The sequence below is a fragment of the Cellvibrio sp. ARAG 10.3 genome, assembly GCF_051846955.1.
Classification (GTDB): Bacteria; Pseudomonadota; Gammaproteobacteria; order Pseudomonadales; family Cellvibrionaceae; genus Cellvibrio.
This window is the reverse complement of the sequence record NZ_JBPYCU010000004.1, coordinates 182,381-195,050: the sequence shown is the minus strand read 5'-3', so window position 1 is coordinate 195,050 and position 12,670 is coordinate 182,381. Positions and strand designations below refer to the sequence as shown.

The window sequence follows — 12,670 nt, the reverse complement described above, 5'->3', positions numbered from 1 at the left end:
TTACGGCTCATACGCCAACACCGGACTCAACCACCGTTCCAGCTCCTCCACACTCATCCCCTTTCTTTCTGCCAGACTTTCCACCTGGTCTTTCTCTATTTTTCCGGTAGGGAAATAATCAGATTCAGGGTGCGAGAAATACCAGCCGGATACGGCGGCGGTGGGGAGCATGGCGAAATGCTCGGTGAGGGTGATGCCGGTATTTTTCTCGGCGTCGAGCAATGTGAAGAGTGTGGCTTTTTCCGTGTGATCCGGGCAGGCGGGGTAGCCGGGGGCGGGGCGGATGCCTTTGTATTGTTCTTTAATTAGATCGTCGTTCGATAAATTTTCCGCGCGGTCATAACCCCAGAACTCTTTACGCACCCGTTGGTGCATATGTTCGGCAAAGGCTTCGGCCAAGCGATCTGCAAGCGCTTTGACCATGATGCTGTTGTAGTCGTCGCCAGCATTTTGATATTGCTTGGCAAGCTCTTCGGCGCCGATGCCGGCAGTTACCGCAAAGCCGCCGACGTAATCCTGTTTGCCGCTTTCTTTGGGGGCGACGAAATCTGCCAGTGAGAAGTGCGGTTTGGTTTCCATGCCTTGTTTAAGATGTTGCTGGCGAATGTGATGCAGGGTTGAAATTTGTTTTCCGTTTGCATCGTAAACGGCGATGTCATCGTGATTAACAGTATTCGCTGGCCAGAAACCAATAACGCCATTAGCGCGAATCAGTTTTTCATCGATCAGTTTGCGCAGCATTTTTTGGGCGTCGTCAAACAGGTTGCGCGCCGCTTCACCGACAATCTCGTCGTTGAGTATTTTCGGGTATTTGCCTGCCAGGTCCCAGCTGATAAAGAAGGGTGTCCAATCAATAAAATCGACCAGGGTATTCAAATCATAATCTTCAAACACTTTGATGCCGATAAATTCCGGGGTCGGCGGAGTATAGTTTTCCCAATCGAGTTTTAATCCTTTGTCGATAGCTTCGGGGTAGGTGCGCACGGTGCCGCGGGGTTTACGGTTGGCGTTGCGCTCGCGTACTTCGATGTATTCCTGTTTAAGGTCGTTGACAAATTTCGGACGCAGTTCATCAGACAACAGCGTGCTGGCAACGCCGACGGCACGCGATGCGTCGGGAACATACACAACCTGGTTCAGTTTGAAGGCTGGATCGATCTTCACCGCCGTGTGGGCCTTGGATGTTGTTGCGCCGCCGATCATGAGCGGTTTGTCGATGCCCAAACGCTCCATCTCGCGTGCGACAAATACCATTTCATCCAGCGATGGGGTAATCAAACCGGATAAGCCGATGATGTCGCAGTTTTCGCGCACAGCAGTTTCCAGAATTTTGTCGCAGGGGACCATAACGCCCAGGTCGACGACCTGGAAGTTATTGCATTGCAACACCACACCAACAATATTCTTGCCGATGTCATGCACGTCACCTTTTACGGTAGCCATCAGGATCTTGCCGTTGGGCTTGGAGGCTTCCGTTTTTTCCGCTTCGATAAACGGCTGTAAATAGGCCACCGATTGTTTCATCACGCGTGCGGATTTTACGACTTGTGGCAAGAACATTTTGCCGGCGCCGAACAAATCGCCTACCACGTTCATGCCGTCCATTAGCGGCCCTTCGATCACATCTAATGGCCGCGGATAGAATTGTCGCGCTTCTTCCGTATCGGCTTCGATGTAGGTGGACACACCTTTTACCAAGGCATACTCAATCCGTTTTGCAATGGGCAGGCTGCGCCATTCCAGGTCTTCCTTTTTCTCGCCGGTGGAACCGTCGCCGCGATATTTTCCCGCAATCTCCAGCAGCGCTTCAGTGCCGTTGGCGGTGCGGTTGAGAATCACATCTTCAACCTTGTCTTTCAGTTCTTTGGGTAGATCGTCGTACACCGCCAGCTGGCCGGCGTTAACGATACCCATATTCATGCCGGCTTTGATGGCGTAATACAAAAACACCGAGTGAATGGCTTCGCGCACCGGGTTGTTGCCGCGAAATGAGAAGGACACGTTGGACACGCCGCCACTAACTCCGGCGTGGGGCAGGTGGGTGCGAATCCAGCGCGTGGCTTCAATAAAATCCACGGCGTAATTGTTGTGGTCTTCAATACCTGTTGCGACCGCAAAGATATTCGGGTCGAAGATAATGTCTTGCGGTGGGAAGCCAAGCGTGTCCACCAACAAACGATAAGAACGTTCACAAATTTCCTGTTTGCGCGCCTGGGTATCGGCCTGGCCGGTTTCATCGAACGCCATGACCACCACGGCGGCGCCATAGCGCATGCACAATTTGGCCTTGTGCAGGAACTCTGCTTCGCCTTCTTTCAAGCTGATGGAGTTGACGATGGGTTTGCCCTGAATACATTTCAGGCCGGCTTCAATCACTTCCCACTTGGAAGAGTCCACCATGATCGGCACGCGCGCGATATCCGGCTCACCGGCAATTAAATTCAAGAAACGCACCATGGCTTTTTCGGCATCGAGCATGCCTTCGTCCATGTTGATATCGATCACCTGCGCGCCGTTTTCAACTTGCTCCAGGGCGACTTCCAGTGCGGTGGAGTAGTCTTCTTCTACAATCAAACGTTTAAAGCGCGCCGAGCCCGTCACGTTACAACGCTCGCCAACGTTTACAAATAAGGAATCCTTGGTGATGTTGAAGGGTTCAAGGCCGGATAAACGGCAGGCCGGTTCGATATCGGGAAGCGGGCGCGGTGGGTATTTGGCCACGGCATCGGCAATGGCCTTGATGTGTTCCGGTGTGGTGCCGCAACAACCGCCGATAATATTCAAAAAGCCGCTCGCGGCGAACTCTTCAACAATTGCCACCATTTCTGCCGGCGTTTGATCGTATTCACCAAATTCATTGGGCAGACCGGCGTTGGGGTGAGCCGACACGTAGCAGCCTGCCACGCGCGATAATTCCTGCACGTATTGGCGTAATTCCTTTGCGCCCAATGCGCAGTTCAAGCCCATGCTGAAGGCTTGCGCGTGGGCGAGGGAATTATAAAAGGCTTCGGTGGTTTGGCCGGATAGGGTGCGGCCAGAGGCGTCGGTAATGGTGCCGGAAATCATGATCGGTAATTCAAAGCCGATTTGATCAAAGTATTGTTTTACCGCGAACACCGCCGCTTTCGCGTTCAATGTATCGAAGATGGTTTCAATCAGAATTAAATCTGCACCGCCCTTGACCAGGCCATCAACCGATTCCAGATAATTTTCAACCAATTGATCAAAAGTGACGTTGCGCGCGCCGGGGTCGTTCACATCGGGCGAAATGGAACAGGTGCGACTGGTCGGCCCGAGCACGCCGGCAACGAAACGCGGCTTGGCTGGATTCAATGCCGTGACTTCATCGCATAATTCACGGGCCAGTTTGGCGGCCGCAAAATTTAATTCGTGGCTCAGATCCTCCATGTCGTAATCCGCCATGGAAATACGCGTGGAGTTGAAGGTATTGGTTTCAAGAATATCGGCACCGGCATCCAGGTAGGCGCGCTGGATGTCACGAATCACATCCGGCTTGGTGATACAGAGCAGGTCGTTATTGCCGGCAATATCCATGTGGTAATTAGCGAAACGCTCGCCGCGATAATCCGCTTCTTTTAATTTGTAACTCTGGATCATGGTGCCCATGCCGCCATCCAGGATCAGGATGCGTTGTTGAATGGCTTGGTGAAGGGCGGCGATATGGGCCTGACGCTCGGGGGATATGCTCATGAAAAACCTGTATATGTCGCGTAGCCCGGCTGGAAAACCAGTCGGCTGGAAAGAAAGTTGATCAAAAAAATGCCCGCGATTCTACCAGATAAAGGGGGCAGACGCGGATATTACAAATGTCACAAGGTCTTCGTATTCCATAGAACTAACCTAGCGGGTTGACTATCCTTGAGGTATTACGCGTTAACTGATCCCTGTTGTGCCCAACCCACGGAGTCTCACCATGAATAACAATAATCTTGTCCGCACCCTTTTTTTGGGCGTATTGCTGGCCTTGCTTGCCCCCTGGGCCGCGGCCGCAGAAACCCATGAGTTCCAGGTTCACAAGGCGGTGCACTGGGCTCAACCCGAAGGTATTCCGCTGACGCTGGATATCTACGTTCCTCAAACAGGTAAAAAGGCGTATCCGGTGCTGGTGATCTATCACGGCGGCGGGTGGCTGATTAACGACAATTCCCCGATGACCGCTATGTCCGAATATATCGCCTCGCACGGCGAGTTTGTGGTGGCGAATATGAACTACCGGCTGTTGCCGGATAACCACAACACCACAACCCTGAACCAGATGGTGGAAGACGCCTTTGGCGGATTGCTGTGGGTTAAGGATCATATCTCGCGCTACCAGGGTGACCCCACTCGCATCGCCATTACGGGTGACAGTGCCGGTGGGCATTTGGCGGCCATGATCCTGATGAGCGGCCGCAAACTGGAAAGCAATGGTTTCAAAGGAAAGACGCTAGGGTTTAAGCCGACCTACCTGCCCAAAGGCAAGACTGCCGAAAAAGTAGCGAAGCGTGATGGCTTGAAGGTGCAGGCGGCCATCATCAGTTATGGCGCCTTTGATCTCTATGAAGCGGTGAAAGGGGGTTTTGAGAAGCCGTCCAATATGTTCTGGCAATTCGCCAAGGCTGAGCCGCGCGGCATCTTCGGTAATGACATCAACGTTGTGGATCACCCCGAGTACTACAAAGCTGTTTCGCCGATCTACAACATTCCGGACGCCAAGGATTATCCCTTGCCCCCGCAGTTTATCCACGTCGCTGAAAATGACACGCTCACGACTCCGGCAATGGTAGGGCACTATGTGGAACTGCTGAAAAAGGCTGACCAGCCGGTAACCTATAAGATTTATCCCGGTCGCGCCCATGGGTTTATGGACGGTGGCTGCAACACGCATGCAGGGACCTGTTTTGAGAGGGATGCAGTCCCGGTGCTGGACGACATGCTGGTGTTCCTGCGTAAAACCTTGCGCTGATGGCGTTTGATCCTGACTATCAGCCTGATTGCAAATTCATGGTGTTTTAGCCGGTGGCTTTACAGTAGAATACCCGACTAAATTAATCAGGTAATCCGGGGTTAAGCAGCAGGTATGAGTGTTAACGTAGAAATCACCGAATCGGCCCAGCAGTATCTCAAAGAGTTACTGGACAAACAGAAGGATAACGACGGCATCGGCATCCGGATGTTCGTGGCCAGTCCGGGCACACCACAGGCGGAAACCTGTATTGCCTATTGTCGCCCCGGTGAAGAAAAGGAGGGTGACGAGATTGTCCAGCTCAATGGCTTCAAAGCCTACTTTGAAGGCCGCAGTTTGCCGTATCTGGATGAGGCCAAAGTAGATTATTCGCCGGATCGCATGGGTGGCCAGCTCACCATCCGCGCGCCCAACTCCAAGATGCCACGGGTGACTGACGACAGCCCGCTGGAAGACCGTATCAATTACGTGCTGTACAACGACGTTAACCCCAGCCTCGCCGCTCACGGTGGCAATGTCAGCCTGGTTGAAGTGACCGAGGATATGATTGCCGTACTCAAATTCGGCGGTGGCTGCCAGGGTTGTGGCGCGGTGGCGGTGACGCTCAAGCAGGGTATCGAAGTACAGCTGATGGACAAACTACCCGAATTAAAAGGCATCCGTGACGTGACGGATCATACGGATCGTTCAAACGCGTATATCTAGCTATTTTTCTATTTAAGAGGCACCGCTGATTGGCGGTGCCTTCCCGTCAGAGCCTGTTTTCAAGCTTCTTCTTCGGCGTTTTCCTCTGGCACATAAATTTCTTGTATTTGAGAATAATTATCATTGATGTTGTAAATGATTCTCGATAATATGCGCGCATTATTCTTCTTTGCGTCTCATTATTATTTAAGGGATCATCATGAACTCATCCAAACCCGCCGCCACACACATCGTCTCAAAGAAACATTCTTCCATCACACGACTGACCACCACCGCCTTGTCTTCTGCCATGTTATTGGCCTCGTCGGGGTTGGCTATCGCTCAGGATGAGTCACCAAAAGCCTTAAATACCGTGAAGATCGAGGCTGACGCCGTTGCATCACCCTACAAGGCTGATACGGCCAGCTCCCCAAAATTCACGCAGCCACTCCGTGACACGCCGCAAACCATCCAGGTGATTACTAACCAGGTATTTACCCAGCAAGGTGCAACCACGCTGACAGAAGCATTGCGTAACAGCGCCGGTGTGGGCACTTTTTATGCGGGTGAGAACGGTAACACCACAACGGGTGATGCGATTTATATGCGCGGCTTTGACACCTCAAGCAGTCTGTTTGTGGACGGCATCCGGGACCTGGGTTCGATCTCACGCGATCTGTTCAATATTGAACAAGTTGAAGTTGCAAAGGGGCCGGCCGGCACCGATAACGGACGAAGTGCACCCACCGGGGCTATCAACCTGGTCAGCAAACAGGCTTATCTGGAAGATGCAATTTCCGGTACGGTTACCACCGGCACTGACGAACAGAATCGCGTAACGGCGGATATCAACCAGACCTTGGCCGTACCCGGCAGTGCGTTGCGGTTAAATCTGATGTGGCAGGACAGTGATGTTGCCGGTCGCGATCATGTGAACAACAAGCGCATCGGTATTGCCCCGTCTCTGGGTTTTGGGTTGGACGGCGCAACCCGCACTTACGTGAACCTGTTGTATGTAAAACAGGAAAACATCCCGGATGGTTATGTTCCGACCGTGGGCCTACCTCATTGGGAGCCACAACCGGGGCTTGAGCAACTCGTGGGCAACCCGGTGGACCCAAACAACTTTTACGGTACCCGTGCTGATCACGATGACGTCACGGCCAAGATGGCAACACTGCGTATCGAACACGATCTGACTGATAACCTAACCGTGACCAACAGCCTGCGCTGGGGCGAGACCGAGCAAGATTATTTGCTCAGCGCGTTCATGAGTACGGGAGCGGTAGACGGTGAGGGCAATCCAACCGGCAACATCCGCTGGACTGATGTAAACGATTTGTCTACCTATACCCTGACACGCGGCAACAATACGTTTAAAGACGTCACCAATGAGATCCTGACCAATCAACTCAACCTGCGTGTTGATTTCACCACGGGCAATATCGAGCACAACCTGAGCACCGGCGTGGAACTGACACGGGAAGAACAAATCAGCTACGGCGTTGCCAGCACGGGCAGCCGCCCGGCGGCTAATCTCTATAATCCCGACTGGAGCGACACCGGCGACCTGACCGCATCGCGCAGTGGCGCCAACAGCGAAGGCCAGACCGACACTGTGTCGTTTTATGTCTTCGATACCCTGAAATTCGGCGAGCAATTCCTGGTGACGGGCGGCGTACGTGCCGATCGCTATAAGACGGAATACAGCAGCAATGCTATCTGCAACAACGGCACGGGTCGTGGCGCGGTGCCATGCAACGGCGCGCCGGTCGGTAGCATCGTCAATACATTTGACGGCGAAGCAGAAGACACCCTGGTTAACTGGAAGCTGGGCGCAGTGTACAAGCCGGTGGAGGTTGCCAGTCTTTATGCCAATGTCGCTATTTCGCAACAACCACCCGGTGGCACAAACTTTCAGCTGAGTGATTCAGCGAGCAATGCCAATAACCCGAACCTGGATCCACAAAAAGCTGAAACCCTTGAGGTGGGTACCAAGTGGGATGTGTATGAAGACGCTTTGTCCTTAAATCTCGCATTGTTCCGCACGGACATTACCAATGAAATCAATTCACAAGACCTGGATGATCAGGGCAATCCGACCCAATCAGGTGAGAAAGTGGTTGAGGGTATCGAGCTGTCTGCGGTCGGCAACATTACGGAACATTGGCAAATCACCGCCGGTTATACCAGCATGAACACCGAAGTGGAAAATGGACCGGAGGTGGCAGCGGACGGCACCAATAACCTGACCTATACCCCCGACGAAGCCTTCACCAGCTGGACCAGCTACCGCTTCCCCTTCGGCCTGACTATTGGCGGCGGCGCTCGCTACACGGCCGGCCTGCACAGAGGTACCGACGGTGCTGTTGGTACACCGGCTATCACTGAGTCGTACACGGTGTTTGATGCTGTTGTGTCTTACGAGGTAGCCGACAACCTGACCGTCCGATTAAACGCATACAACCTGGCCGATAAAGAATATGTCGCGGCCATTAACAAGAGTGGTTATCGCTACAACCCGGGCATGTCTCGTACCTTCCTCCTCAGTGCGGATTTGCGGTTCTGATCAGGAGGGGTTTTATGTTAATTCACATACCCGAAATACTGAGCAAGGCCGAGGTTATGGAATGCCGAAGGCGTCTGGCGGAAATCGAATGGGTTGATGGCCGGGCGACCGTGGGTCCGCAGGGGGCACAGGTCAAACGCAATCGCCAACTGCCAGTTGAATCGCCCGTCGGGCGCGAGTTGGGCGAACTGATCCTGCAGCGGTTGTACGCTAATCCGTTGTTTATGTCTGCCGCTTTACCCCTGCGGTCGGTACCGCCGCTGTTTAATGCCTATAGCGGCGGCGAACATTATGGGTTCCATGTGGACGGTGCTGTTCGGCAACTGCCGTTCAGCACCCTCAGTTTGCGCACAGATCTTTCCACCACACTATTTTTAACGGAACCCGGTGACTACCAAGGTGGTGAACTGGTCGTGCAGGATACTTACGGCGTTCATGAAGTAAAACTGCCGGCCGGTGATGTCATTCTGTACCCCTCCTCGAGTCTGCACAAAGTGGAACCTGTCACCCAGGGTGAACGCTTGTGCAGCTTTTTCTGGACGCAAAGCATGGTGCGTGACGATTGGCAACGTAACATGCTGCACGAACTGGATTGCAATATTCAGTCATTGCGCCAGCAACTCGGTGATTCAACGGAAGTACTCGGTTTGACTGGCCACTATCACAACCTGCTGCGGCAATGGGCGGATGTATAAACCGGATGAATAAAAAAAATAAACTGACAGCGCGTTTCATCTGGCTCGGCACCGTTCGTCAATGGCACTGGATCAGTTCAGCCGTCTGTTTAATTGGCATGCTCCTCTTTGCCATTACCGGCATTACGCTCAATCACGCGGCGCAAATTCAGGTAACGCCGCACGTCGAAACCATTGAGGCGGACGTGCCGGATGAATTGTTGCAGCAGCTGATGATACCGGATGAAGAAAAAGCACCGCTGCCGGAAAACCTGGTGCAATGGCTAAGTGCGAAACACGGCATTCGCACGCAGGAGCGGTTGGCCGAATGGAGTGATGAAGAAATTTATGTGTCTTTACCGCGCCCCGGTGGCGATGCCTGGTTAACGATCGATATCACCAGCGGTGAACTCTTTTACGAAAAAACCGAACGCGGGTGGATTTCCTACTTCAACGATTTGCATAAAGGGCGCAACACCGGCGTGGTGTGGTTCTGGTTTATTGATGTGTTTGCGGTGGCGTGTGTGATCTTTTGTATCACCGGCCTGGTATTGCTCTACCGCCATGCCGGCAGTCGCCCGACAACCTGGCCGGTGGTGGGGTTGGGATTGGTTATCCCGCTCCTGCTGGCCATCCTGTTTATTCATTAATGTTTCATGGAGAAGTGAATTATGGGTTCGCGTTTGTTTGCAATGTTGCTGGCCATTATGTCTACCGCTGTTTGCGCGGGGGAGTTGGCTGTTTCACTGGAAATTCCGCGTCTGGATGTGGCGGAATACCATCGTCCTTACACTGCCTTATGGGTGGAGGATAAGGATAAAAAAGTTATCAACCTCGCCGTCTGGTATGACGTGGAGATGAAAGAAGACAAAGGCGAAGATTGGCTGAAAGATATGCGTCAATGGTGGCGTCGCAGTGGTCGCGAACTGGATATGCCCATCGATGGCGTCAGCGGCGCAACCCGCGCGCCCGGCACCCATACCATTACCTTTACTGAAGGGGCCGAACCGCTGGGTAAATTAAACGCCGGTGAATATACCCTGATTCTTGAAGCCGCCCGTGAAGTGGGTGGACGCGAATTATTAAAAATTCCCTTCCAGTGGCCACCAAAAAAACCGGAAACCTTAAAAACGCAAGGTAAAAACGAACTGGGTGCATTTCAGTTAACACTGAACCCATGATGCTGAGCGTTTTCCATCTTAGCTACCGCCACTAAATCATTGACTGATATTTTGTAAAGGAATTTTCTTATGAATAGAATCGCACAACTTGTTTCTGTATTCGCGCTGGGTTTGACTGTCTCCATGATGGCCCACGGCCACCGCGCCTGGATTAAACCGTCGGCTACCGTACTGTCCGGTGAGGATGCCTGGGCCACCTTTGATGCAGCGGTATCCAATGATATTTTCCATGTGAATCATGTTCCGCTGGGCTACCAACGTTTAACGGCTATCGGGCCAGACGGCAAGAGCGTGGAATTGCACAATGCTGCCACAGGAAAATACCGTAGCACATTTGATGTGAATCTCTCCCAAGGTGGCACTTACAAAGTGTTTTATGCGAGCAGCGGATTGAATGCCCGCTGGGAAACAGAGGACGGTGAGCGCCGTTTCTGGCCACCGCGCGGTGTGGCACCGACGCCGGAAGGCTTCGAAAAAGAAGTACCCGAAAAAGCTAAAAATTTGCAGATTTCTCAATCGTCTCACCGTATCGAAACCTTCGTTACGGCCGGTTCTCCCAGTGACACCGTATTAAAACCGACCAAGGTGGGATTGGAGATGGTACCGGTCACACATCCCAACGATTTGTTTGCCGGTGAGACCGCCGAATTTATTTTCCTGATTGATGGCAAGCCGGCAGTCGGTGCCAAGGTAACCGCTATTCCCGGCGGTATGCGTTACCGCAATGAGCAGGCAGCGATTGAAGTGGTCACCGATAAGAAAGGTAAAGCCAGCATCACCTGGCCGGAGGCTGGCATGTATTGGTTAAACGCCGAATACAGCGATGACAAAGGCAAAAAGCCGGCGAAGCAACGGCGCGGTGCTTACGTGGCAACCCTGGAGGTGCTGCCCGAATAGCGTGTGAATTGTTAAAACAATGTGCAAACCGTTTCCTCGGTAAGCAATTGTTTTTACACTGGCCTCGGCCATCGCAAACCCCGCCGCTATGGCGGGGTTTTTATTAGGGAAACGGTTTGCCGGTGATAAGCTCTGGCATAAACCCGGCACAAAAAAGGTAAGTAGTGTGCGTTATCTTGCAGCAATTACAGTCATATTGATTTATGTCGCATTCTGCTTGATCTGCTGGATAAAGTACCGGCAACGCGAGCGTATAGCAGATAAGCATATCGAGCTGGCGCAAGACGCGGTACTGATCGCTTACGCCAGTCAAACCGGTAATGCTGAGCACCTTGCGCAGAAAAGTGCGCAACAACTGCAACAGGCCGGATTGTCATGCAGGCTGCTGTCGTTACACAAAGTAGATGAAGCCCTACTGGCACAAACGTATCGCGCCTTGTTTGTGGTCAGCACCTATGGCGAGGGTGAACCGCCGGACACCGGTGCTGCATTCCTGCGCCGCTATTTATCAAAAGAGGATGGAGCGCTGGCGCATTTGCAATTTGGCATTCTGGCGCTGGGTGATCGCGACTACCGCCATTTTTGCGGCTTTGGTCATGCACTGAATCATGGCTTACATCATCGCGGCGCCACCTCGCTATTTGATGTTGTGGAAGTAGATAAACACGATGAAAGTGCATTGCGCCATTGGCAATATTATCTCGGGCAACTCAGCGGGCAGACACACTTTCCCGACTGGAGCCAGCCGGGGTACGAAGCCTGGCGCTTGCACGCGCGCGCCTGTTTGAATCCCGACAGCCCCGAGCATCCCGCCTTTCACATACAACTGCAACCCGCCCAAGGAATTATTGCGCAGGATACATGGCAGGCTGGCGATATTGCCGAGATCGGTCCCTGCAATCCACCCACACGGGTAAGACAATTCCTGCGCGAACTAACACTCGACGGTCATATTCAAGTAGCTGATACCGGCATGTCACTTGAGCAGCTGCTGATGCGCCGCCGTTTGCCCGAACAATTATTCGAGCATTATCGTTCATTATCCATAGACGCCTTGCTTGATCAATTGCCGGAGTTAGCGCACCGGGAATATTCCATTGCGTCATTGCCGGAAGACGGCACGCTCGATTTAATCGTGCGTCAGGTGCAGTTGCCCGAACAAAAACTGGGTCTCGGTTCCGGCTGGTTAACGGCTTATGCCCAACCCGGCGATGATATTGCGTTACGGGTACGGGTAAACCAAGGCTTTCATGGGACCGCCGATGATCGTCCAATAATTCTGGTGGGAAATGGCACAGGCCTGGCGGGTTTACGCGCGCACCTGCGAGCGCGTGTTCGCGCCGGTCATCGACGCAACTGGTTGCTTTTTGGTGAGCGAACCCTGGCCAATGATTTTTTCTTTGCCGATGAAATTCTTGCCTGGAAAAAGCAGGGCTTTCTTGCGCACCTTGATCTGGCGTTTTCCCGCGACCAGGACACACCGCGTTACGTGCAACATCTGCTATTGGAAAAACCTGAGATGATCCGGCAATGGGTTGAAGAAGGTGCAGCTATTTATGTGTGCGGCAGCCTGGCAGGTATGGCGCAGGGCGTGGATGAAGCTTTGAGGGAAATCCTGGGGGAAGAGTTGCTCGAAGCCTTGGCTGATGACGAACGATATTGCCGCGACGTTTATTAAATACATCGTAATGTTTAACCG

At 52.8% G+C, this 12,670-nt stretch carries 10 protein-coding genes; 8 read left to right on the top strand and 2 right to left on the bottom strand.

Annotation, left to right across the window (positions count from 1 at the left end; all coding sequences use genetic code 11):
* Positions 1–3,711, bottom strand: a complete 3,711-nt coding sequence (metH, locus tag ACSV5M_RS07295) for a methionine synthase (protein WP_439175022.1) — start codon at positions 3,709–3,711, stop codon at positions 1–3.
* A gap of 223 nt (positions 3,712–3,934) precedes the next feature.
* Here metH and ACSV5M_RS07290 point away from each other — a divergent pair, with 223 nt between their 5' ends.
* The 5 genes from ACSV5M_RS07290 to ACSV5M_RS07270 all read left to right on the top strand — a co-directional run bounded on the left by ACSV5M_RS07290 (position 3,935) and on the right by ACSV5M_RS07270 (position 9,543).
* Positions 3,935–4,966 carry an alpha/beta hydrolase gene (locus ACSV5M_RS07290; protein WP_439175019.1) on the top strand — a complete coding sequence of 344 codons (1,032 nt, stop codon included), beginning with the start codon at positions 3,935–3,937 and terminating at the stop codon, positions 4,964–4,966.
* Between the two features lie 114 nt (positions 4,967–5,080).
* Positions 5,081–5,671: a Fe-S biogenesis protein NfuA gene (nfuA, locus tag ACSV5M_RS07285; RefSeq protein ID WP_439175018.1), complete on the top strand. Its 591-nt coding sequence runs from the start codon at positions 5,081–5,083 to the stop codon at positions 5,669–5,671.
* A gap of 199 nt (positions 5,672–5,870) precedes the next feature.
* Positions 5,871–8,219, top strand: coding sequence for a catecholate siderophore receptor Fiu (locus ACSV5M_RS07280; protein ID WP_439175016.1), 2,349 nt, complete (start codon positions 5,871–5,873; stop codon positions 8,217–8,219).
* Positions 8,220–8,233: 14 nt separating this feature from the next.
* Positions 8,234–8,914, top strand: coding sequence for a Fe2+-dependent dioxygenase (locus tag ACSV5M_RS07275; RefSeq protein ID WP_439175015.1), 681 nt, complete (start codon positions 8,234–8,236; stop codon positions 8,912–8,914).
* Positions 8,915–8,919: 5 nt separating this feature from the next.
* On the top strand, positions 8,920–9,543 hold the full coding sequence (locus ACSV5M_RS07270) for a PepSY-associated TM helix domain-containing protein (protein WP_439175013.1): 624 nt from the start codon (positions 8,920–8,922) through the stop codon (positions 9,541–9,543).
* Here ACSV5M_RS07270 and ACSV5M_RS07265 read toward each other — a convergent pair.
* Positions 9,540–9,647, bottom strand: coding sequence for a flagellar basal body protein (locus tag ACSV5M_RS07265; RefSeq protein ID WP_439175256.1), 108 nt, complete (start codon positions 9,645–9,647; stop codon positions 9,540–9,542). The two genes, ACSV5M_RS07270 and ACSV5M_RS07265, sit on opposite strands and share 4 nt — an antisense overlap.
* Between ACSV5M_RS07265 and ACSV5M_RS07260 the strand changes: the two genes are divergently transcribed.
* The 3 genes from ACSV5M_RS07260 to ACSV5M_RS07250 all read left to right on the top strand — a co-directional run bounded on the left by ACSV5M_RS07260 (position 9,601) and on the right by ACSV5M_RS07250 (position 12,649).
* Positions 9,601–10,074: a DUF2271 domain-containing protein gene (locus tag ACSV5M_RS07260; protein WP_439175253.1), complete on the top strand. Its 474-nt coding sequence runs from the start codon at positions 9,601–9,603 to the stop codon at positions 10,072–10,074. The genes ACSV5M_RS07265 and ACSV5M_RS07260 overlap by 47 nt on opposite strands.
* A gap of 69 nt (positions 10,075–10,143) precedes the next feature.
* Positions 10,144–10,971: a DUF4198 domain-containing protein gene (locus tag ACSV5M_RS07255; RefSeq protein WP_439175012.1), complete on the top strand. Its 828-nt coding sequence runs from the start codon at positions 10,144–10,146 to the stop codon at positions 10,969–10,971.
* A gap of 166 nt (positions 10,972–11,137) precedes the next feature.
* Positions 11,138–12,649, top strand: a complete 1,512-nt coding sequence (locus tag ACSV5M_RS07250) for a sulfite reductase subunit alpha (protein ID WP_439175011.1) — start codon at positions 11,138–11,140, stop codon at positions 12,647–12,649.
* The last annotated feature ends 21 nt before the right edge of the window (positions 12,650–12,670 follow it).

Coding starts and splice junctions, on each gene's coding strand:
- metH (WP_439175022.1), bottom strand. CDS start 3,711: ATGAGCATATCCCCCGAGCGTCAGGCCCATATCGCCGCCCTTCACCAA.
- ACSV5M_RS07290 (WP_439175019.1), top strand. CDS start 3,935: ATGAATAACAATAATCTTGTCCGCACCCTTTTTTTGGGCGTATTGCTG.
- nfuA (WP_439175018.1), top strand. CDS start 5,081: ATGAGTGTTAACGTAGAAATCACCGAATCGGCCCAGCAGTATCTCAAA.
- ACSV5M_RS07280 (WP_439175016.1), top strand. CDS start 5,871: ATGAACTCATCCAAACCCGCCGCCACACACATCGTCTCAAAGAAACAT.
- ACSV5M_RS07275 (WP_439175015.1), top strand. CDS start 8,234: ATGTTAATTCACATACCCGAAATACTGAGCAAGGCCGAGGTTATGGAA.
- ACSV5M_RS07270 (WP_439175013.1), top strand. CDS start 8,920: ATGAATAAAAAAAATAAACTGACAGCGCGTTTCATCTGGCTCGGCACC.
- ACSV5M_RS07260 (WP_439175253.1), top strand. CDS start 9,601: ATGTCTACCGCTGTTTGCGCGGGGGAGTTGGCTGTTTCACTGGAAATT.
- ACSV5M_RS07255 (WP_439175012.1), top strand. CDS start 10,144: ATGAATAGAATCGCACAACTTGTTTCTGTATTCGCGCTGGGTTTGACT.